This window comes from Acinetobacter pengchengensis (genome assembly GCF_982235305.1).
Map to the genome: position 1 here is coordinate 1260014 of NZ_CEVATJ010000001.1, position 20551 is coordinate 1280564.

General features: G+C 41.7%; 25 protein-coding genes. All 25 read left to right on the plus strand.

The window, feature by feature from the left end:
- Nucleotides 1-109: 109 nt before the first annotated feature.
- The gene (locus AC0T5Z_RS06135; RefSeq protein WP_291335607.1) at nucleotides 110-1123 is read left to right on the plus strand and encodes an aminoglycoside phosphotransferase family protein; all 1014 of its coding nucleotides are present in this window, start codon (nucleotides 110-112) and stop codon (nucleotides 1121-1123) included.
- Complete coding sequence (gene murU, locus AC0T5Z_RS06140; protein WP_291335605.1) at nucleotides 1124-1813, plus strand: N-acetylmuramate alpha-1-phosphate uridylyltransferase MurU; 690 nt, start codon at nucleotides 1124-1126, stop codon at nucleotides 1811-1813.
- Nucleotides 1814-1897: 84 nt separating this feature from the next.
- Complete coding sequence (gene rsmG, locus AC0T5Z_RS06145; RefSeq protein ID WP_291335603.1) at nucleotides 1898-2530, plus strand: 16S rRNA (guanine(527)-N(7))-methyltransferase RsmG; 633 nt, start codon at nucleotides 1898-1900, stop codon at nucleotides 2528-2530.
- 22 nt (nucleotides 2531-2552) lie between these two features.
- Entirely contained in the window at nucleotides 2553-3335 is a 783-nt protein-coding gene (locus AC0T5Z_RS06150; RefSeq protein WP_291335601.1) for a ParA family protein, read from the plus strand.
- Entirely contained in the window at nucleotides 3332-4219 is an 888-nt protein-coding gene (locus AC0T5Z_RS06155; protein WP_291335599.1) for a ParB/RepB/Spo0J family partition protein, read from the plus strand. Before AC0T5Z_RS06150 ends, AC0T5Z_RS06155 begins: the two co-directional genes overlap by 4 nt.
- A gap of 28 nt (nucleotides 4220-4247) precedes the next feature.
- Nucleotides 4248-4895 (plus strand): MotA/TolQ/ExbB proton channel family protein, encoded by a 648-nt coding sequence (locus AC0T5Z_RS06160; protein ID WP_291335597.1) that lies wholly within the window; start codon nucleotides 4248-4250, stop codon nucleotides 4893-4895.
- Between the two features lie 9 nt (nucleotides 4896-4904).
- Nucleotides 4905-5327, plus strand: coding sequence for an ExbD/TolR family protein (locus AC0T5Z_RS06165; RefSeq protein WP_291335595.1), 423 nt, complete (start codon nucleotides 4905-4907; stop codon nucleotides 5325-5327).
- Nucleotides 5327-7054 (plus strand): lipid A export permease/ATP-binding protein MsbA, encoded by a 1728-nt coding sequence (msbA, locus tag AC0T5Z_RS06170; RefSeq protein WP_435336923.1) that lies wholly within the window; start codon nucleotides 5327-5329, stop codon nucleotides 7052-7054. Before AC0T5Z_RS06165 ends, msbA begins: the two co-directional genes overlap by 1 nt.
- 3 nt (nucleotides 7055-7057) lie before the next feature.
- Nucleotides 7058-8074: a tetraacyldisaccharide 4'-kinase gene (lpxK, locus tag AC0T5Z_RS06175; protein ID WP_435336922.1), complete on the plus strand. Its 1017-nt coding sequence runs from the start codon at nucleotides 7058-7060 to the stop codon at nucleotides 8072-8074.
- A complete protein-coding gene (gene kdsB, locus AC0T5Z_RS06180) occupies nucleotides 8071-8832 on the plus strand; it encodes a 3-deoxy-manno-octulosonate cytidylyltransferase (protein ID WP_291335589.1) in 762 nt (253 codons plus the stop codon). The genes lpxK and kdsB overlap by 4 nt, the downstream gene beginning before the upstream one ends.
- A gap of 14 nt (nucleotides 8833-8846) precedes the next feature.
- Nucleotides 8847-9836 carry a DNA polymerase III subunit delta' C-terminal domain-containing protein gene (locus tag AC0T5Z_RS06185; RefSeq protein WP_291335565.1) on the plus strand — a complete coding sequence of 330 codons (990 nt, stop codon included), beginning with the start codon at nucleotides 8847-8849 and terminating at the stop codon, nucleotides 9834-9836.
- A gap of 10 nt (nucleotides 9837-9846) precedes the next feature.
- Nucleotides 9847-10188: a PilZ domain-containing protein gene (locus tag AC0T5Z_RS06190; protein ID WP_026438361.1), complete on the plus strand. Its 342-nt coding sequence runs from the start codon at nucleotides 9847-9849 to the stop codon at nucleotides 10186-10188.
- Nucleotides 10189-10212: 24 nt separating this feature from the next.
- Nucleotides 10213-10986 carry a TatD family hydrolase gene (locus AC0T5Z_RS06195; RefSeq protein ID WP_291335564.1) on the plus strand — a complete coding sequence of 258 codons (774 nt, stop codon included), beginning with the start codon at nucleotides 10213-10215 and terminating at the stop codon, nucleotides 10984-10986.
- A 95-nt stretch (nucleotides 10987-11081) separates the two neighbouring features.
- Nucleotides 11082-11696: a TetR/AcrR family transcriptional regulator gene (locus AC0T5Z_RS06200; RefSeq protein ID WP_291335647.1), complete on the plus strand. Its 615-nt coding sequence runs from the start codon at nucleotides 11082-11084 to the stop codon at nucleotides 11694-11696.
- Nucleotides 11697-11702: 6 nt separating this feature from the next.
- Complete coding sequence (locus AC0T5Z_RS06205; protein WP_291335562.1) at nucleotides 11703-12254, plus strand: prepilin-type N-terminal cleavage/methylation domain-containing protein; 552 nt, start codon at nucleotides 11703-11705, stop codon at nucleotides 12252-12254.
- Entirely contained in the window at nucleotides 12244-12624 is a 381-nt protein-coding gene (gspI, locus tag AC0T5Z_RS06210; protein WP_291335560.1) for a type II secretion system minor pseudopilin GspI, read from the plus strand. Before AC0T5Z_RS06205 ends, gspI begins: the two co-directional genes overlap by 11 nt.
- Complete coding sequence (gene gspJ, locus AC0T5Z_RS06215) at nucleotides 12621-13244, plus strand: type II secretion system minor pseudopilin GspJ (protein WP_435336920.1); 624 nt, start codon at nucleotides 12621-12623, stop codon at nucleotides 13242-13244. The genes gspI and gspJ overlap by 4 nt, the downstream gene beginning before the upstream one ends.
- A 13-nt stretch (nucleotides 13245-13257) precedes the next feature.
- The gene (gspK, locus tag AC0T5Z_RS06220; RefSeq protein ID WP_291335556.1) at nucleotides 13258-14241 is read left to right on the plus strand and encodes a type II secretion system minor pseudopilin GspK; all 984 of its coding nucleotides are present in this window, start codon (nucleotides 13258-13260) and stop codon (nucleotides 14239-14241) included.
- Between the two features lie 183 nt (nucleotides 14242-14424).
- Nucleotides 14425-15021, plus strand: a complete 597-nt coding sequence (locus tag AC0T5Z_RS06225; RefSeq protein WP_291335554.1) for a 6-pyruvoyl trahydropterin synthase family protein — start codon at nucleotides 14425-14427, stop codon at nucleotides 15019-15021.
- 37 nt (nucleotides 15022-15058) lie between these two features.
- On the plus strand, nucleotides 15059-15772 hold the full coding sequence (ung, locus tag AC0T5Z_RS06230) for a uracil-DNA glycosylase (RefSeq protein WP_291335552.1): 714 nt from the start codon (nucleotides 15059-15061) through the stop codon (nucleotides 15770-15772).
- Nucleotides 15769-16890 (plus strand): enoyl-CoA hydratase/isomerase family protein, encoded by a 1122-nt coding sequence (locus AC0T5Z_RS06235; protein WP_435336919.1) that lies wholly within the window; start codon nucleotides 15769-15771, stop codon nucleotides 16888-16890. Before ung ends, AC0T5Z_RS06235 begins: the two co-directional genes overlap by 4 nt.
- Before the next feature lie 28 nt (nucleotides 16891-16918).
- Nucleotides 16919-17446: a tRNA adenosine(34) deaminase TadA gene (tadA, locus tag AC0T5Z_RS06240; protein ID WP_435336918.1), complete on the plus strand. Its 528-nt coding sequence runs from the start codon at nucleotides 16919-16921 to the stop codon at nucleotides 17444-17446.
- A gap of 65 nt (nucleotides 17447-17511) precedes the next feature.
- Entirely contained in the window at nucleotides 17512-17943 is a 432-nt protein-coding gene (locus AC0T5Z_RS06245; protein WP_435336917.1) for an SRPBCC family protein, read from the plus strand.
- A 16-nt stretch (nucleotides 17944-17959) separates the two neighbouring features.
- Nucleotides 17960-18652 (plus strand): (d)CMP kinase, encoded by a 693-nt coding sequence (gene cmk, locus AC0T5Z_RS06250; protein ID WP_291335544.1) that lies wholly within the window; start codon nucleotides 17960-17962, stop codon nucleotides 18650-18652.
- Nucleotides 18653-18771: 119 nt separating this feature from the next.
- A complete protein-coding gene (gene rpsA, locus AC0T5Z_RS06255) occupies nucleotides 18772-20448 on the plus strand; it encodes a 30S ribosomal protein S1 (RefSeq protein ID WP_291335542.1) in 1677 nt (558 codons plus the stop codon).
- The last annotated feature ends 103 nt before the right edge of the window (nucleotides 20449-20551 follow it).

The following is a 20551-nucleotide window of genomic DNA, read 5'->3' on the forward strand; positions in this document are numbered from 1 at the left end:
ACCAAGAATGCTTAATCGCAATTAATTATTGTCGCATCATAGAGAAAAAGCGCAGAAGTAGCTACACTTAGCACTTTAAAAACTCAGCCTGTATTAGAATTTATTGCAAATGAATACACAACGCGAACAATTGATACAAACATGGATAACATCTGTACTTGGTTCAGATCAATTTGAAACTCATTTTTTAGCAGGTGATGCAAGTTTTCGTCGTTACGCACGAATCAAGTTGAATAATAAAACATTTATGCTCATGGATGCACCACCAGAAAAAGAAGATTGTGGTCCTTTTGTGACGATTGATGAATTTTTTGCTGCCCATGGCGTGCGCGTGCCAAAAATTGTAGCCAAAGACCTGACACAAGGCTTTTTGTTGCTTGAAGATTTTGGCGATGTTTTGTTATCGACCTTGCTAAATGATCAGACTGTAGATGACTACTATGCGCAGTGTTTTAAACAGTTAATTCAATTGCAAAGTATTGATGGTGCGGCACAATTCCCTGAATATTCCTATGACAAATTGATTAGTGAAATGGAGTTGCTCACTGATTGGTTATTGCCAGCCTTACAAATTCAGCCAAGTGCGGAAGAAAGTGCCTTAATTAAACGCACTTTTGCTATTTTAGCCAATGCTGCCGTGGCACAACCGCAAGTGATTGTGCATCGTGATTTTCATAGTCGTAACTTAATGAAATTAGGCGATGACACAGAGCTTGGTGTGATCGATTTTCAGGATGCGGTCATTGGTGCAGATACATACGACTTAATTTCGATTACCCGCGATGCTTATGTGCAGTGGAATGCAAAGCATGTTTATCGTTGGTTTAAAATGTTCTATGATTTGTTACCAGAAACATCTAAACAAGAACGCGATTTTGAACAATTTAAAAAAGATGCCGATATGATGGCGATTCAGCGTCATATCAAAATTTTAGGTATTTTTGTGCGTTTATATGAGCGTGATGGCAAATCGGGTTATCTCAAAGATTTACCGCGCGTGATGTGGTATTTATTGGAAGAAAGTAAGCCTTATTCAGAATTACAACCATTTATGCACTTTATTCACACGACTGTGATGCCAAAATTTATAGCAAAATATGGTCAGTATGAGGTGGTTGCCTAAATGAAAGCCATGATTCTTGCTGCAGGAATGGGCAATCGCATGCGTCCTTTAACGCTGCATACGCCTAAACCTTTATTGAAAGTCGGTGGAAAGCCTTTAATTGTGTGGCACATCGAAAAATTACAAAAGATTGGTGTGCAGGAAATTGTTATCAATACGGCATGGTTGGGTGAAAAACTCGTAGAAGCTTTGGGTGATGGTTCACAGTTTGGTGTGAAAATTTTGTGGTCGCATGAAGGCCAAGGTTTGGAAACAGCAGGTGGTATCATCAAAGCATTGCCATTATTGGGCAATGAACCTTTTATATTGGTGAATGGCGATGTTTGGACCACCATGGATTTTGCGCCATTATTAAATGTGCAGCTTCAAGATGATTTGGCACATTTGGTTTTAGTGGAAAATCCTGTGCAGCATCCACAAGGTGATTTCACTTTGGCTGCAAACAAGGCCTATACTTTTGAGCAAGCACGCTCAGGTGAAAATCTGACTTATAGTGGCGTAGCAGTGATGCATCCGCAAATGTTTGGCGGTTTGGAATCAGGTAAGCGTCCGCTTGCACCATTGCTTAAACAAGCCATGCAGGAAGAAAAAATTTCTGCACATAAATTGCAGGGTGTTTGGATGGATGTTGGCACTCCTGAACGATTAAATGCGCTAGATCAACAAATTCAGCAGGGTGTGTACGCTTAAGTGCATATTCACTAAGCATTCGCCCCTATGACTGCAACTATAAATCGGTATACTTCCATTAATTTTTTCGAGATGTGAATTGTGATGCATTTGTTTTTTCAGGAACTCAAGCAAGGTAGTCAGGCTTTAGGTTTAGAGCTCAGTGATGAGGCTTTAAATTTATTACTCAAATACCAAGATGCTTTGGTGCTATGGAACAAAGCGTACAACCTCACTGCAATTCGTGACCCGAAAGAAATGCTGGTTAAGCATTTGCTAGACAGTCTGAGCATCCTAAAAGATTTACCTGCTGGTCGTTTACTGGATATTGGGACAGGCGGCGGTATGCCAGGCATGATTATTGCCTTGTGTCAGCCTGAACGCGATTGCGTGTTATTGGATTCAAATGGTAAAAAGATTCGATTCTTAAAACAATTTATTGCCGATTTAAAATTGAAAAACGTAGTGGCGGTTCAAACTCGTGTTGAAAATGAAGACAGCATTCGCGAATTAGGTCAGTTTGATGTGGTGACCAGCCGTGCTTTTGCATCTTTGACGGATTTTGTGGCTGCGTCAAAACCATTTATGCATGAGCAAAGTATTATTGCATCAATGAAAGGTTTGATTCCTGCCGATGAAATAGAAGCATTGAAAGATGAATTTAGCTGTGAAATTATCGAGCTTGAAGTTCCGCGCTTAGACGAACAACGTCATTTACTTTTATTAAAACGTATTTAATTTTCAAAGGACTAGGGTGATCATGGCACAAATTATTGCGATTGCGAACCAAAAAGGTGGTGTCGGAAAAACCACAACCGCAGTAAATTTGGCAGCATCTTTGGCTGTTTTGAAAAAGCGCGTTTTGTTGGTCGATATGGACTCACAAGGCAATGCCACGATGGGTTCAGGCATTCAAAAAAATGATTTGCTGTATTCTGTGACCGATGTATTGTTGGGCGAAGTCCCGATTGAAACCGCAATAAGCAAAGCAGAAGTTGGTTATAAGGTTTTGGGTGCCAACCGTGATTTGGCAGGGGTTGAATTGGTGATTGCTGAGCAAGAAGGACGTGAGTTTATTTTGCGCAATGCTTTGCAGGAAGTCGCCAAAGACTTTGATTATATTATTGTCGATTGTGCGCCAAGTTTAAGCTTAATTACCGTGAATGCTTTGGCAGCAGTGCATAGTGTGATCATTCCAATGCAGTGTGAATATTACGCACTTGAAGGTTTGGCTGACCTGACGCAAACCATTGACCGTATTCAACAAGCACTCAATCCTGATTTAGAAATTATTGGTGTATTACGCACCATGTATGATGCGCGTAATGCCTTAACACGTGACGTGTCTGAAGAATTATCGCACTATTTTGGTAGAAAATTATACGACACCGTGATTCCGCGTAATGTACGTTTGGCAGAAGCACCTGCACACGGTTTACCCGTCATTTATTTTGAAAAAAGCTCAAAGGGCGCAGTTGCTTACTTGAATTTGGCAGCTGAAATGTTGAAAAAAAACAAAGTGAAAAAAGGAAGTAAAGCATGACCACAAAAAAACGCGGATTAGCCAAAGGTCGTGGTTTGGATGCATTGTTGGGGTCAATCCAAAAAGAAAAACTACAACTTGAAGTGCAATCTTTGGATCATGGTCAGCTAAAACAAATTGATGTCAATTTATTAAAACGTGGTGAATATCAACCGCGTCGTTTTATTCAAGAACAAGATTTGCAGGAATTGGCGGCATCTATTGAAAAACATGGTGTAATGCAGCCGATTGTGATTCGTCCGATTGATGACGAGCAACATCCTTATGAAATTATTGCAGGTGAACGTCGCTGGCGTGCTGCACAGTTGGCAGGCTTAACTGAAATTCCTGCGATTGTGCGTGATTTGACCGATCAGGTCGCGATTGCTTTGGCATTAATTGAAAACATTCAGCGTCAAGATCTTAATCCGATTGATCAGGCAATGGCGCTGCAACGCTTTCATGATGAGTTTGGCTTGAGTCATCAAGAAATTGCTGAAACAGTCGGTAAAGCGCGTACTACAGTCAGTAATTTATTGCGTTTACTTACTTTGGCTGAGCCCGTTAAAGAGTTGATGCAGCAAGGCTCGCTAGATATGGGGCATGCACGTGCTATTTTAACTTTGAAAGCTAAAGATCAGCTCAAGGTCGCGCAGCATGTGATTGAAAAGAATTTATCGGTGCGTCAAACCGAACAATTGGTGCGTGACTTTAATGCACCAAAACAAGAAAAGCCGAAAGCGGCTATTGCGCCTGATATTCAACAACTCACGCAACGTCTCTCTGAGCGTTTTAGTGCAGATGTTAAAATTGATTATAACAAGCAAGGTAAGGGCAAATTGACCATCAGCTATCACTCTCTGGAAGAGCTGGATGGTATTTTAAATATTTGCCTGTCCGATTAATTTAATTCGTATTTATTGGGGAAAGCGAATGTGGGAATTGGTAAAAGCGGGTGGTTGGCTGATGCTGCCTTTGGTATTGTGCTCGGTATTTACCGTTGCAATTACCATTGAGCGTTTTATGCGTTTAAAGCGTGCAGGTATTTTGCCTAATGCGTTGTTACTCAACCGCGGGCAAAGTTTAGCGACTGTGTTACAACAACTAAATCAAAGCGCCAACTTAAAAAACAGCACATTAGGCCGTATTTTTGAGGCGGGTGAGCGTAACAAACAACAATCAGAACACTATGCGCGTGCACAAATGGAAGCTACCGCCTCGCAAGAAATTGGTTATTTGGAAAAAAATATCAACTTCTTGGGTACGCTCAGTGCAGTAGCGCCATTATTGGGTTTGTTGGGTACAGTGCTTGGGATTATTGAATCATTTTTAGTGATTGATGTTGGTGCAAGCAATCCCACCTTAATGATTCCGGGGATTTCTAAAGCCTTAATTACCACTGCAGCTGGTATGTTGATTGCAATTCCAGCTTTATTTGCCTATCGTTATTTTCAGCGTTTGGTGCAAGAATATACGGCTGAGCTAGAGCAACAAGCGACTTTGTTTCACGCAGGATTATTTTATCAGCGTCAGCCTCATCAGCTTGATGAAGATGTGCAAGATGTGAAAAAAGTTAGCTAAGGTGAGTTTATGAAGTTCAAACGCTCGCAAGTTGAAGATATTCATATTAACTTGACCCCAATGATTGACTGTTTACTGTTCATCTTGGTGTTTTTGTTGCTTTCGACCACATTTAACCAATTTAGCCGTATGAATTTAACTTTGCCAGATGCGCAAGGTGTACCACCAAAATCTTATGAACATAAAATTGAAGTGGTGGTAGATTCTTCAGGGCATTATTCTGTCAATGGTCAAGCGCTTTCGACTAAGGGGGTGGCAGATTTAAGCACAGCAATTAAACAAATCTCTCCAGATCGGCGCGATTTAATGTTTATCATTGCTGCAGATGCCAAAGCCACTCATCAAGATGTGATTCGAGTGATGGATGTCGCAGGACAACTTGGTTTCGTCAACATCAATATCAGTACGAAAGTCCCAACTCGAGGTTATTAGTGAAGAAGGATTTACAGGTCTATCGCCGTCTTCTGAGATATTTGCTCCCATTTTGGGGCTTGGCAATCTTGGTGATTATCGGTTTCGCCATCAATGCAGCCACAGAGGTATCTGTGGCAAAACTCTTGGAAAAAATTATTAATGCCATTCAGGAGCGCGATCAATCTTTCACCACACTATTTCCGCTATTAGTCATTGCACTGATGTTTTTCCGTGGTTTGGGAACTTTTATTGGCGGTTACTATACAGCAGTGATTTCACGTAATTTGGTATTCAATATCCGTCAGGAAGTCTTTGCTAAATTGCTGCGTTTACCTGCACAGTATTACTTAGATAATACCAGTGGGCACATTACTGCCAAAATTATGTATAACGTAGAGCAGTTGACCGCTGCATCTACAGAATCGCTGCGTACATTGGTACAACAGGGTTTGATTACACTCGGCTTGCTCGGCTATTTGCTATATACCAACTGGCGTTTGACCTTATGTATTTTGGTCTTTGGCCCATTAATTGGCTTGCTGATTCGTAAAGCTGCAAAACGTATGCGTCGTTTATCTATTCAAGTGCAAGACACCATGGGTGATGTAAACCACGTGGTGCAAGAAACTGTAAATGGTAATTTAGTGGTGAAAGGCTTTGGTGGCCAAAGCTATGAACAAACCCGTTTTAAAGAAAATTCTTTAGAAAATTTACGTCGTGGTCTAAAGATGGTGGCTGTGCAACAATTGAACAGCCCAGTCGTACAGTTTATTATGTCGATTGCGTTGGCCATTATTATTTGGATTGCATTACGACCTGAAATTTTGCGTGATATTTCAGCAGGTGAGTTTGTGGCATACATTACTGCAGCAGGCATGTTGAGTAAGCCAATCAAAGCCCTGACCGATATTAATGAAAAATTACAACGCGGTTTGGCAGCAGCGCATTCGGTCTTTGAATTGCTAGATATGCCGGAAGAAGACAATCACGGCACGCTTACACCGGACTTAAAAGGTAATTTGCAATTTAAAAATGTGAATCTAGTGTATTCCGATGGACATCATGCCATTCATGATTTTAATCTGGATGTCAGGGCGGGTGAAACTGTGGCTTTGGTCGGTCGTTCAGGTGCGGGAAAAACCTCATTAGTCAATCTGTTGGTACGTTTTCAAGAAGTATCTTCAGGGCAAATTTTGTTTGATCAGCATGATATTCGTGACATTGAGTTGAATAGTCTGCGCTCCCAAATTGCTATGGTCAATCAGCAAGTGGTATTGTTTAACCGTACGGTACGAGAAAATATTGCCTATGGTCAGCTTGAAGGTGCGAGTGATGACGCGGTGATTGCTGCAGCCAAAGCCGCCTATGCACATGATTTTATTATGGCTTTACCACAAGGCTATGACACACCATTGGGTGCGCAGGGTTTGAATTTGTCAGGTGGTCAACGCCAGCGTATTGCCATTGCCCGTGCTATTTTAAAAAATGCACCAATTTTAATTTTAGATGAAGCCACCAGTGCTTTAGATAATGAATCTGAATATTTTATTCAGCGTGCATTTGATGCAGCCATGCAAGACCGTACGACCATTGTCATTGCACACCGTTTATCTACCATTGAAAATGCTGATCGTATTGTGGTGATGGATCAGGGACGTATTTTAGAGCAAGGCACCCATCAGGAGCTCATAGCCCGAAAAGGTGCGTATTTCCAGTTGCATCAACGTAACTTCGAGGAACATTAATTCATGTCTTTGGCACAATTTATTCAGGACGCTTGGCAGCAACAAGCCAAATGGCTGGTTGTGCTTAGACCCTTGTCTTTATTGTACCGTGGCGTGAGTTTGCTCAATCAAAACTTATATCGTTCAGGGGTTAAAACCGCTTATACCGCTCCCGTACCTGTGATGGTGATTGGTAATATAACCGTAGGGGGGAGTGGCAAAACTCCTTTGTTAATTCACTTGGTGAAATATCTGCAAAGCCTAAATGTCCGTGTTGGTGTGATTAGCCGTGGCTATGGCGGCAAAGGTCCATTTCCAGCCTATGTGGGTATTGATGCCGATGTTGAGGCAGTAGGCGATGAGCCAACCTTGATTGTGCAATCAACAGGTGTGCCGATGGCTGTCGGGCCAAACCGTCAAAAAAGTATTGAGCTATTGCTTGAACAGCATGATTTAGACTTGATTATCAGTGATGATGGTTTGCAGCATTTGGCTTTAAACCGTCAACTGGAATGGATTGTTTTAGATAATAACCGTGGATTGGGTAACGAGAAAATTTTGCCTGAAGGTTATTTGCGAGAACCAAAATCACGTTTGGATGATGCCACCGTGATTGAACATGCAGCACAACCGCACTCGAACTTAAATATGCATCTCGCAGTGGCTGCACCGTATTTGTTGCATCCTCAACAAGAACTGATTTTTGACCGAACCCAAAATTTTTATGCGGTGGTTGGTATTGGTTTTCCTCAACGATTTTACACAACTTTAGAGTCAATGGGAGTAACGCAGTTTCAATGTCACGAATTTCCAGATCACCATGACTATGAAATTACCGATTTGCAGTTTGACGACTCGCAACCGATCATTACCACAGAAAAAGATGCAGTGAAATTATTAGCATTGTTGAAGCAATATCCAGATTTTCAGCGTGAAATTTGGGTCGTGCCTGTAGAGGCAGTATTGTCATCGGCCTGCTATGCCACCTTACATCAACAATTGAAACAATTAGGTTTAAACCTGCCTGAAGGAACATTATGAAGCACATTGTTATCCCTGCACGTTATGCCAGCTCACGTCTACCAGGCAAACCTTTGTTGGAAATTCATGGTCGCGCCATGATTTTACGTGTAGTCGATCAGGCTAAAAAAGTGGCAGGTTTTGATGACTTGTGTGTGGCGACCGATGATGCTCGTATTGCTGAGTTATGTCGTGCCGAAGGAGTTGATGTAGTGCTGACCTCGGCAGATCACCCATCAGGCACAGACCGTTTAAGCGAAGTGGCGCGCATTAAAGGTTGGGATAAACACGATATTATTGTCAATGTGCAGGGTGATGAACCACTTTTGCCTGCACAACTGGTACAACAAGTGGCGCAGTTGCTCGAGGCTCAACCTGAATGTTCGATGTCTACGCTGTGTGAGCCGATTCAGCAACTTGATGAATTTACCCGCGACAGCATTGTTAAAGTGGTCATGTCTAAACACAATCAGGCTTTGTATTTTAGCCGTGCCACAATTCCGTATGACCGCGATGCTGCAAAAGTAGAAACACCAAAATTGCATGCACATGCTTATCGTCATTTAGGTTTGTATGCTTACCGTGTGGAATTACTGCAAGAATATGTGACTTGGGAAATGGGAACATTGGAAAAGTTAGAAAGCTTAGAACAATTGCGTGTCTTGGAAAATGGACACCGTATTGCTATTGCAGTAGCAGAAGCCAATTTACCACCAGGTGTAGATACTCAAGCAGACTTAGACCGTTTAAATGCAATGGATATTGCCCATTTTGAGTAAGTGAACCACCTACCATGCAACGTGATATAATTGGACAAGTGTATCCATGGCAGCAACAAGTTTGGGAAAATCTGACTGGACGATTTCCCAAAATGGGGCATGGTTTATTGTTTTATGGCAAACAGGGTTGCGGTAAAGATACTTTTGCACAGCAATTTGTGGCTTGGATTTTATGCCAGCAGCGTGATGTGCAGTCACAGCCTTGTGGTGAATGTAGTAGTTGTCAATGGTTAAAATCAGATACACATCCGAATTATGTCTATATCAGCACCGATGAAGAGAATAAAAAGCAAAACGCGAAAATTAAGATCGAGAAGATCCGTGATTTATTACCTTTTGTCCAGCAAACGGTAGATGGTTGGCGGGTAGTTGTGATTGAACCTGCCGAAGCCTTAAATATTGCATCTTCCAATGCCTTGCTGAAAACCCTCGAAGAACCGGGTGATCGCATCGTGATTATTTTGCTGGCAGATCATTATCTTAAATTGCCTGCAACCATTCGCAGTCGTTTACAGCACTTCGCTTTAGACCGTATTGATGCAGCACAGGCTGCAGCATATTTACAGCAGCATTTGCCTGATTTAGATGCAAACAAACAGCAATTGTTGATGAATTTGTCCAATCAAATGCCGTTACAGGCTCTGCAGTTAGCACAGGCAGAATGGCTAGAGCAGCGTACAGACTTTATTAAAGACTGGTATAAACTGGTGACGCAAAAAAATATGCCCATGGCAATCGCAACCAAGTGGAACAAGGCGCTGAGCTTTACTGATTTTAGTCAGATGTTTGAATACTTGTTGTGTGATTTAATTTGTGTCAAGCTAAACCAAAGCATTAAAAATTTGGATTTAAGCACCGCTTTGCAGCATTTGGCTGAACAATATGACTTGGAAAGTCTGTTTGGTTTATACGCAGAATTACAGCAAGCCAAGCCACTGCTTGAGCAAAACGTGCAAAGTAATCTGGTGCTTGATCAGCTCTGTATTAAGTTAATGAATATTTAAGGGGAACATGATGCAACCACGTATGGGCGGTATTATTCAGGCCAATATTCCTGATGTCGAAACGCTATATTTAAGTTATATGCCATACGTTGTGGGCGGTGGCTTATTTGTACCCTCTAAACAGCCTGTGAAAATGGGTGAAGAAATCTTTGTGCTCGCAACTTTGCCTGAACAATCACAAAAAATTCCACTCACAGGAAAAGTCATCTGGATTTCGCAAAAACAAAACGGCATTAAATTGCAAGGCTTTGGCATTCAACTGAGCGGTGAAAAAGGCGTTTATTACAAATCTGAAGCCGAAAGAATCCTTGCGGGGCTTAAGTCTGACAACCGTAACAGTTACACTATGTAGGTTGTTTGCTTTTAGGAAAAAATCGTGTTTGTAGATACACATTGTCATTTAACGATGTTGGATTTAAGCCCTTATGATGGTGACTTAGATGCAGCAATTGCACAGTCACGCCAAGCGGGTGTGTCTAAAATTATGGGTATCTCTGTCGATTTAGACGATCATATTGCATTGTCAAAAATTGCAGCACGGCATGCCGATGTCGGTTATAGCGTGGGTGTGCATCCTTGTGAAAACGCTGAAAATATGGCACGCGCCACTACCGAACAACTGATCGCTTTGGCACAAGCAGACAAGGTTTGGGCTTTGGGCGAAACAGGTCTGGACTATTTTCACAGTACCGATTTTGTCTCAGAGCAAAAAGCCTGTTTTGCACGACATATTCATGCGTCACAAGCCGTAAAAAAACCAGTGGTAGTTCATACCCGTGCTGCTAAGCATGATACAGTGGATATTATTCGTGCTGAAAAATCGACGCATGGCATATTACATTGCTTTACAGAGGACTGGGCAACTGCCAAAGCGGTGTTAGATTGCGGTTATTATGTGTCGTTTTCAGGCATTATTTCCTTCAAAAATGCACAAGATTTACGTGATGTGGCCAAGCAAGTGCCTTTAGATCGTGTCTTAATTGAAACTGATAGTCCATATTTGGCACCTGTGCCATATCGCGGTAAGACAAATGAGCCAAAATACGTTCCGTATGTAGCCAAAGCCCTATGTGATGTATATGATAAGTCCTTAGAGGAAATTGCTTTCATAACAACACAAAACTTTGAAAACCTGCTCAAAGGACATTAATTTGAATTGTGGATCGATGTAAATACCGAATGTTGTGGTGGTATATTAAAAATTTCAATTGATTGAATAGTGAAAAGAGAGTTTATCGGGTGAAGATGGATCGTCAGGCTCAGTTTCGAGCAAGAGAAACGTTAATTTTCCAAGTGGCAGAGCAGTTGCTTTTGGAAAATGGTGAAGCAGGAATGACCCTTGATGCTTTGGCAGCAGAACTGGACTTGGCCAAAGGTACTCTATACAAACACTTTCAAAGTAAAGATGAACTCTATATGTTGCTCATTATTCGAAATGAGCGCATGTTGCTAGAAATGATTAAAGACGCGGAAAAACAGTTTCCTGAACATCTAGCATTTTTTATGCTGCATCACTTGCATCATCCAGAGCGTACCGTACTTTTTCACCAAATTGAAGAACGCCTTTCTACAACGGGTGTTGGCATTGGCTTGTTATTTAGTGAACTATACCAAGTCCGCAAAAGCCGATTACGCATCATTATTCGTATGACTGAACAATATTTGAAATCTATTAACAGCCAGATGGAAGTGCGTGATTATTTGGCTTCAATTTGGGCACTTACGCATGGTGCAGCGGCTATTTTAAACTCAAGTTTCTATCAGCGTTATTTAGGCTCGCGGGATACTCTGCGGGTGGCCTATATTGACCAAGCGTTGGCGATGCCCAAACAAGCACAATCTTTCGAGCAATTGAATTAATACGCTATGAACACACCACTGTCTTCGGTTCGCGGTTTTACGCTCATTGAATTGATGGTGGTGATTGTTATTATGGCGATTATGGCATCGCTGGTTTTAATGAATATTGGCGGTGTTGATCAGCGTAAAGCCATGCAGGCGCGTGAAGTGTTTTTATTGGATTTGCGTAAGCTGAATCGTGAAGCCAATGATCAAGCGCGTATTTTTGCACTCAATTTGCATCAATCAACCGATGTTTCACCTGCACGTTATGATGTGTTGGAATATCAGCCTTATGCCACAGAACAACAGTTAAGCCTGCAAAATAATCAAAAATGGCAAAGCTACAGCGAATTTAAAAGCAGAACGTTGCCTGAACAAGTTTCTATCCAAATTTTATCTTTAGAACAAAGCTATCCGAATGCCAACAATAGCGAGTTGCTGCAAGGTAATGCGCCTGCATTGATTTGGCTAGGCAATGGCGAAGCCAAACCTGTGCGTATTCAGTTCTATTTAGAACAGCGTCCTGTGGGTGCGGAAATAGAGGTCGATCATTTAGGAAAAATCCATGAAAGCTAAAGGATTTACACTACTTGAAGTTATGGTGGCTTTGGCAATTTTCGCAACAGCAGCCATGGCAATGACCAAAGTGGCGATGCAATATACCCAATCCACCGCCAATGCGATTTTAAGAACAAAAGCGCAATTTGTGGCTTTGAATGAAGTGGCATTGATGGAAATGAATCGGCAATGGTTAAGTGGTACAGAGTCCAAGCAAGTGACCCAACAGGGTGAATCATGGCAGATTGACAAGTCCACACAGCCGACCATTAGCCCAAATGTGCAGCGTGTTGATCTTCAAATCAGTTTATATAATGAAGATACAGGGCAAGTTGAAGCAGGGGTGACTTCTGTGGTGTTTTTTAATGCCCGCGAGCAGCAGTCATGAACGCAAAGAAAGGCTTTACTTTGGTTGAACTATTAGTCGCCATTGCAATTTTTGCAGTGCTGTCTGCTTTGGGTTGGAAAGTATTTGATTATCTCGCCAAAGTCAAAGACCGCAATGCGATGCACGAGGCTAATTTAGAACAGTTGCAAGAAAGCTATCAACAAATTTTACGTGACACGATGCAGGCTGTTCCATTAACAGCCAATATTAAAGGACAGCAACAACCTGCTTTAGTTTTACAAAACGGACGTTTTAATTTCAGTAAAACTGGTGTGACGGATCCTTTGCAGCAAGGTATTTCACCCCATGAACGCGTAGAATATCAATATCGTGCCGATGAAAAAAAATTGTATCGTTTAAAATATCGTAACTTGCATCAAACGGGCAATGATCAGCCTGAATCGAGCGTAATGTTGGATGAAGTCGAAGCTTTTGAGATTGTGGTATTGAATCCAAATGAATTAAGCAGTTGGCCGGAAAGCAGTGTTGATTCGCAGCAAACTGAACAATTAAGGCTGCTCCCGAAAGGAATAAAAATAAATTTAACCGTGCGCGACGTGCAATATGAATGGATATTTAGCTTATTGCAGACAGATTTTTTAAAGAAGAAAGACAATTAAAGGCGCAATGGCAATGTATGCAAAATCGATTCAGCGCTTAGGTAGCATCACCAAATCACAACAAGGTATCGCCTTGATTACGATTTTGATGCTGGTTGCTTTAGCTACAATTTTGGCCGCAACCATAGCCAAACGGCAAATGTACACCAGTGAAAATACTGCGTATTTGATGCGTCAAAATCAAGCATTGTTATATGCCAAAAGTGCCGAATTATTTTTTGCAGAATTACTGCAAGATGATGCTAAAAATGCAGGCCAAGTTGATCACTTACAAGAAAATTGGGCAAAACCGATGCCGCCATTTCCAGTCGAAGATGGTTATGTATCGGGCGTGTTGCAAGATGAGTCCGGGAAATTTAATTTAAATAGTTTGCTGACAACCGAAGATCAGGTGAACGAAAAAGCAAAAAAATATTTTGAAAAACTGTTACAGCGTGTCGGGCTGCCTGCCCAATTAAGTGAAGCCGTGATTGACTGGCAAGATGCAGATGATGAACCGAGTGGTGCAATGGGTGCAGAGTCGAGTTATTACCAAGGTTTAGCAATTCCTTATTTACCGCCCAATAGCTTATTTCACAGTGCAGAAGAATTAAAACAAGTCCGTGGTTTTGAGGGTGCGAAGTATCAGCAAATTGCGCCTTATGTTAGTGCCTTGCCAAAACGGGATACCACTATCAATATTAACACCGCACCTGCTTTGGTTTTGGCGAGCTTAGATGAAAAGCTGGATGTGGTAGCAGTACAAAATCTACTTGATCGTCGTAATGCCAATTTAGAGCACTTTAGCAATGTAAATGGTTTGTGGGAACTAGAAGGCTTTCAAGCTGTCGATAGCGCGATACGCAATGAATTTACAGGTTTATTGGGTGTGCAATCACAATATTTCAAAGCCAAAATTGAAGTGGTGTTGGGCGAGCGCAAACGTCAATTTAGCAGTAATTTGGTGCGTAGCGAAAAATCTGTCATTGTCAGTGGGCGAAGTCTGGCGCCATTTTAATTTTTATCATTAAATGTTAACTTAGTTGTCATCATTTAAAAGTAATTGCATTGCATGTCTGTACTGAAACCGATCATTATGATTTTTGTCTGGCAATCTGCGGGCTAAAATTGGCTTATTGTTTACGTTTTGCATTATAATTACAAAGAATATCCCCTAAATATTTTGATGACGTTAAGCCCCATGTTAATTCGAAAGTTATTTAAGTTTGAAAATGCGCATATTGTGCGTAATTGCACTTCAGACCGCTGTAAGCGCTCGATTCATGGTCATAGCTACAAAGTAGAATTATTACTGAAAGCTACAAAACTTGATCATGGTCAAATGGTATATGACTTTGGTTTGCTAAAAGGCGTAATCAAAGAATTATTTGATGCCTTTGATCATGCCATTTGTTTTTGGCAGCAGGATGATCCTGCATATATTCAAGCCTGCAAAACATTCAGCGCACGTTGGGTATCTTTACCCGTATCACCATCGGCAGAACAGTTTTCACGTATTTTCTTTTATTTGGCACAGCAAGTTTTGGCATCAACTATCACACAAAATGGGGAAGGTGATGTGGAAGTCTATTCGGTAATTGTGCATGAAACCGATACAGGTTATGCACAAAGCTTTTTGGAAGACATTGAAAATGCACAGATGGGATTGCTAAGTTTGGATCAAATTCATTTCTCTGAGCAAGTACAGACAGAATGGTCAGACCCACAGATGTATGAAAAATTAAAACAGGGGATGACATTCCAAAACCCGAATGTAGAGTTACAAGTTAAACTTTAAATCACATCTTTAGACATCAACAAGGATTGATAGCAGTATGTCTTTTACTGAGCAGCAATATGCGAGCTTAAATAAAGTTCAGTTAGATGAGAGTTGGAAATATAATCTAGCCGAATTTTTATTGAGTCCAAAAATGGATGCGCTACGCGATTTTTTGTTGCAAGAAAAACAACAGAATAAGGTGATTTATCCACCAAGTTCACTGATATTTAATGCGCTAAATACCACGCCTTTAAATCAGGTGAAAGTCGTGATTATTGGGCAAGACCCTTATCACGGACCTAACCAGGCACATGGGCTTAGCTTTTCTGTACAAAGAGGGGTTGCATTGCCACCATCTTTGCGTAATATTTTCCATGAGTTACATACAGATTTAGGTGTGCCTATTCCAAAACACGGTGATTTAACGCACTGGGCAGAGCAAGGGGTATTGCTGCTTAACAGCGTGTTAACGGTAGAAGCAGGACAACCGACCTCGCACCAAAAGCAGGGTTGGGAAGATTTTACAGATCATGTGATTGATGTGTTAAATCAACAACGTGAGCATATTGTGTTTATTTTGTGGGGCGCATATGCACAACGTAAAGGACAACGTATAGATCCAAATAAACATCTGATTTTGAAGGCAGCGCATCCATCGCCATTGGCAGCAAACCGTGGTGGTTTCTTTGGGTGTAAAGTATTTTCAAAATCAAATAATTATCTTAAACAAAATGGCATTGAGCCTATAGACTGGCAGCTGGACGCATGACACATTCTCCCATTTCTAAAGAATATCATCTGGATTTAATTGTCGAAGAAGCAAATAACGGTTGGCGCATTGTTCGTTTGAATCGCCCAAAATCTTTGCATGCTTTAGATGAATCTATTGTTTCTGCATTATTGGCAGTATTTCAAGATTTCCATACAGACGATAGCGTAAAAGCAATTTGGCTAGATTCGACGACACCAAAAGCATTTTGTGCAGGTGGTGATGTACGCAAGTTACGTCAGCTTGTCATTAATGATGAAGTTGCAACTGCAAATAAGTTCTTTGAGCAAGAATATGCGTTGGACTTGTTGCTACATAACTATGCTAAGCCTGTTTTAGTGTGGGGTGAAGGTTATGTCATGGGTGGTGGTTTAGGCCTATTTATGGCTGCACCATTTCGTTTGGTCACACCGTATTCACGTTTAGCTATGCCAGAAATTAACATTGGTTTATACCCAGATGTAGGTGCAACCCGTTTCTTGGCAGACCGTGGTGCGATTGGTTTGTTCACTGGTTTAACAGGTTCAATCATGACTGCAGCGGGTGCTTATGGCATTGGTTGGGCAACGCATATTTGTGATGCACAGCGTGCAGCAGTCTTAGATAAAGTCATTAATATCGACTGGAATCATTACCCTGCAGGTGACTTCCGTGCCATTGATGATACCTTGAACAGCATGCACCGTCCTGTAGGACCAGGTCCGTTACAAAACTCTTTGGATGTCATTCAAAGCGTGTGCCGTGGTGTGAGTTTTGAAAGTGATTATGAGTCGATTATTGGTTTGAGTGATGCGCGTAGTGATTGGCTACGTCAAGCCAGTGAAAACTTACAAAAAGGTTCACCAACCACAGCGGCGTTAACGTGGTTATTATGGCAATGGGGCAAAAAAGTTCACGCTTGGAAAGAAGTATTCGAACTGGAAACGCAAATTTCAGACTGGAAAATTCGCCACCCAGATTTTGTCGAAGGCGTTCGCGCACGTTTGGTTGATAAAGACCTTGCACCAGCTTGGCAGCAAAATGGACCTGTGCAGCTTAAAACCATTTTTGCAGACAATCCACCTGTGACGAGCATTGAAAGCTGGAATGAGTTATTGAAACAATACGAGATTATTTGATTTATATTGATTTTTTACTCATATTTAAATGTCAGAACAAAACTATAGCGATGAAGATTGGATGCAGCTTGCCTATGCGCAGGCTGCTTTGGCCGCAGCACAGGGAGAAATTCCTGTGGGAGCTGTTATTGTCAGTCAAAATCAGGTGATTGGCGCGGGTTATAACGCGCCTATTTCTTTACACGATGCCACTGCACATGCCGAAATTGTGGCAATTCGTGCAGCGTGTGATCATGTTCAAAATTATCGTTTACCTGAAGATGCTACGCTTTATGTAACACTGGAACCTTGTACCATGTGTGTGGGTGCGCTCATTCATGCGCGAATCAAACGGGTGGTGTTTGGCGCAACTGAACCCAAAGCTGGCTCATTGATCAGTGCCAGAAAGCTTTTAGAGTCAGGTTATTACAATCATATTTTTGAGTATCAATCAGGTTGTTTAGGGCAGCAATGTTCAGCCCAATTGAGTGATTTTTTTAAAATGCGCCGTGCGCAAAAGAAACAACAAAAACAGCAACAGTGTATAAATGACCTTCATGATCAAAACCAGTTCTGAGTCTTAGGCTTGATTTGCGTTAAACTAAATCAAACACAATCCAGCATTCATTATCAGGGCAAACCATGCACGCTATTCAAATTAAACAAGAATTTAATGCGCCAGTTGCGCAAGTATTTGAATTACTTTCTAAACATGCAACTTATAATATCGCATTTGCACCAATGCAAGTGGTACGCATTAAAGACTCTACCGATCCTGAACGTCCAGATGGTGTAGGTTCAGTGCGTCGTATGGGAATTGGGCAGATTAAACCTTTACAAGAGCAAATTACCTTACTCGAACCGAATCAGCGGATTGAATATAAAATCATTAAAAATCCATTGGTGAAACATCATTTGGGTACACTTGAATTTCAGCAAGTGGCGGATCACAAAACCTTAGTCACGTATCGCATTGAGTTACAAGCGCGTGTTCCGTTTGTGAGTAAAGCTATTCTCGCGCAGTTGAAAACTGCAATTAAAATTGGTTTATCCAAACTTGCAAAATCTCTTTAATCATTTCGGAAACATCATGACGGTTCAAATTATTACCATTGATGGCCCTAGCGGTTCAGGTAAAGGCACACTCGCGGCAAAATTGGCAGCACATTATCAATTTCATTTGCTTGACTCTGGAGCGTTGTATCGTTTGTTGGGTTTGGCTTTGCATAAGCAGGATTTGCTAGATCAGCTTGATACTCAATTGAATCAATGCGTTGCTATTGCAACACAGCTCAATATTCAATTTGTGACCCAATCAGAGGGCACACAAGTGTTACTTGATGGTGAAGATGTCACGCAAACCATACGTACCGAACGAGTGGGGGAATATGCATCAAAAGTTGCAGCAGTACCTGAATTGCGCACAGCATTACTCGCACGCCAGCATGCCTTTGCTCAAGCACCGGGTTTGGTTGCAGATGGACGCGACATGGCGACCAGTATTTTTCCAGATGCACAGGCTAAAATTTATTTAACTGCTTCGGCAGAGTCGCGTGCACAAAGACGTGTAAAACAGTTGCAGGGTATGGGGCTGGATGCTAAAATAAACGACATTTTAGCGAATATACAGGCTCGCGACAAACGAGATATGGAGCGCACAGTTGCTCCGCTCAAGCCCGCAGAAGATGCTTACATCATTGATAGTTCTGAGTTGAATATTGATGAAGTATTTGTATTAATGACGGCTTATGTCGATCAGAAGCTTGCTATTTGCCGCGCTTAATCGCGTGAAATAAATCTATTCAGCGAACGCATAGCTTGATCAGTTCTATATGGACTATGTAGACGTTTAACTAAACCGGCCTTGTCTGATCCAAGACCGCTGACTTTATCAGGTATATCATGACCGAATCTTTTGCAGCCCTCTTTGAAGAAAGCGAATTAAACCTCAACGTTGAAAAGGGTGCTGTCATCCAAGGCGTTGTAGTAAGCATCGACTCTGACTGGGTAACAGTTGATACTGGCCTTAAATCAGAAGGCGTTGTTGATCGCGCTGAATTCTTAAACGAACAACGCGAACTTGAAGTTCAAGTTGGTGACACCGTTGATGTTGTTGTTGAAGCACTTGACAACGGTATGGGTCAAACTGTTTTATCACGTGAAAAAGCGAAACGTGCTGAAACTTGGACTAAACTTGAAAAAATCTTTGAAGACGGCGAAATCGTTACTGGTGTTATCTCTGGTAAAGTTAAAGGCGGTTTCACTGTAGACATCGGTCCAGTTCGTGCGTTCTTACCAGGTTCTTTGGTAGACACTCGCCCTATCCGTGACACAACTCACCTTGAAGGTAAAGAGTTAGAGTTTAAAGTAATCAAACTTGATGCTAAACGTAACAACGTTGTTGTATCTCGTCGTGCAGTGATGGAAGCTGAATCTTCAGCTGACCGTGAAGCGCTTCTTGCTCAGCTTGAAGAAGGTCAAACTGTTACTGGTACCATTAAGAACCTTACTGACTACGGTGCATTCGTTGACCTTGGTGGTATTGACGGTCTTCTTCACATCACTGACATGGCTTGGAAACGTATCAAGCATCCATCAGAAGTGGTTGAAGTGGGTCAAGAAGTTACTGTTAAAGTACTTAAGTTTGACAAAGAGCGTAACCGCGTATCTTTAGGTCTTAAGCAATTAGGCGAAGATCCATGGTTAGCGATCATGAGCCGTTATCCTAAAGGTTCTATCGTTAAAGCTCGCGTAACGAACTTAACAGACTACGGCTGTTTCGCTGAAATCGCTGAAGGCGTTGAAGGTTTAGTACACGTTTCTGAAATGGACCACACCAACAAAAACATCCACCCATCTAAAGTTGTTCAGATTGGTGACGAAGTTGACGTGATGGTTCTTGAAGTTGACGAAGAGCGTCGTCGTATTTCTCTTGGTATCAAACAAACTCGTGCTAACCCATGGGAAGAGTTTGCTAAGAACCACGACAAAGGTGAAAAAGTTTCAGGTACGATCAAGTCTATCACTGACTTCGGTATCTTCATCGGTTTACCAGGCGGTATCGATGGTCTAGTTCACTTGTCTGACATTTCTTGGAACGAACAAGGCGAAGAAGCAATTCGTCGTTACAAGAAAGGTGACACTGTTGAAGCGGTTATCCTTTCTGTAGACGCTGAAGGTAATCGTATCAGCCTTGGTATCAAGCAACTGAACAGCGATCCATTCAACGATTTCTTAGCTGCTAACGAACGTGGTGCTTTGGTTAAAGGTACTGTAACTGCTGTTGACGCTCGTGGCGCAACTGTTAAGTTAGCTGACGAAGTTGAAGCAACACTGAAAGCATCTGAAATCAACCGTGATCGCGTTGAAGACGCAACTAAGTTCTTAGAAGTTGGTCAAGAAGTTGAAGCGAAAATCATCAACGTAGACCGTAAATCTCGCTCTATCAACTTGTCTATCAAAGCGAAAGACGAAGCTGAAGAGAAAGAAGCTGTTGCTAATTTGAAAACTGCAGCTGGCGGTCAAGACAATGGTCCTAAGACCATTGGTGACTTGATCAAAGCTCAAATGGGCAACTAAGTTGCGGGTAAACTGTATTGTTAATGTAAACTAACACATACTTTTTGCACAAATACTGTAAACGGTAGCGTAGTATTCAATTATTACGCTACCGTTTTGTATT

Coding starts and splice junctions, on each gene's coding strand:
- AC0T5Z_RS06135 (WP_291335607.1), top strand. CDS start 110: ATGAATACACAACGCGAACAATTGATACAAACATGGATAACATCTGTA.
- murU (WP_291335605.1), top strand. CDS start 1,124: ATGAAAGCCATGATTCTTGCTGCAGGAATGGGCAATCGCATGCGTCCT.
- rsmG (WP_291335603.1), top strand. CDS start 1,898: ATGCATTTGTTTTTTCAGGAACTCAAGCAAGGTAGTCAGGCTTTAGGT.
- AC0T5Z_RS06150 (WP_291335601.1), top strand. CDS start 2,553: ATGGCACAAATTATTGCGATTGCGAACCAAAAAGGTGGTGTCGGAAAA.
- AC0T5Z_RS06155 (WP_291335599.1), top strand. CDS start 3,332: ATGACCACAAAAAAACGCGGATTAGCCAAAGGTCGTGGTTTGGATGCA.
- AC0T5Z_RS06160 (WP_291335597.1), top strand. CDS start 4,248: ATGTGGGAATTGGTAAAAGCGGGTGGTTGGCTGATGCTGCCTTTGGTA.
- AC0T5Z_RS06165 (WP_291335595.1), top strand. CDS start 4,905: ATGAAGTTCAAACGCTCGCAAGTTGAAGATATTCATATTAACTTGACC.
- lpxK (WP_435336922.1), top strand. CDS start 7,058: ATGTCTTTGGCACAATTTATTCAGGACGCTTGGCAGCAACAAGCCAAA.
- kdsB (WP_291335589.1), top strand. CDS start 8,071: ATGAAGCACATTGTTATCCCTGCACGTTATGCCAGCTCACGTCTACCA.
- AC0T5Z_RS06185 (WP_291335565.1), top strand. CDS start 8,847: ATGCAACGTGATATAATTGGACAAGTGTATCCATGGCAGCAACAAGTT.
- AC0T5Z_RS06190 (WP_026438361.1), top strand. CDS start 9,847: ATGCAACCACGTATGGGCGGTATTATTCAGGCCAATATTCCTGATGTC.
- AC0T5Z_RS06200 (WP_291335647.1), top strand. CDS start 11,082: ATGGATCGTCAGGCTCAGTTTCGAGCAAGAGAAACGTTAATTTTCCAA.
- AC0T5Z_RS06205 (WP_291335562.1), top strand. CDS start 11,703: ATGAACACACCACTGTCTTCGGTTCGCGGTTTTACGCTCATTGAATTG.
- gspI (WP_291335560.1), top strand. CDS start 12,244: ATGAAAGCTAAAGGATTTACACTACTTGAAGTTATGGTGGCTTTGGCA.
- gspJ (WP_435336920.1), top strand. CDS start 12,621: ATGAACGCAAAGAAAGGCTTTACTTTGGTTGAACTATTAGTCGCCATT.
- gspK (WP_291335556.1), top strand. CDS start 13,258: ATGTATGCAAAATCGATTCAGCGCTTAGGTAGCATCACCAAATCACAA.
- AC0T5Z_RS06225 (WP_291335554.1), top strand. CDS start 14,425: ATGTTAATTCGAAAGTTATTTAAGTTTGAAAATGCGCATATTGTGCGT.
- ung (WP_291335552.1), top strand. CDS start 15,059: ATGTCTTTTACTGAGCAGCAATATGCGAGCTTAAATAAAGTTCAGTTA.
- AC0T5Z_RS06235 (WP_435336919.1), top strand. CDS start 15,769: ATGACACATTCTCCCATTTCTAAAGAATATCATCTGGATTTAATTGTC.
- tadA (WP_435336918.1), top strand. CDS start 16,919: ATGTCAGAACAAAACTATAGCGATGAAGATTGGATGCAGCTTGCCTAT.
- AC0T5Z_RS06245 (WP_435336917.1), top strand. CDS start 17,512: ATGCACGCTATTCAAATTAAACAAGAATTTAATGCGCCAGTTGCGCAA.
- cmk (WP_291335544.1), top strand. CDS start 17,960: ATGACGGTTCAAATTATTACCATTGATGGCCCTAGCGGTTCAGGTAAA.
- rpsA (WP_291335542.1), top strand. CDS start 18,772: ATGACCGAATCTTTTGCAGCCCTCTTTGAAGAAAGCGAATTAAACCTC.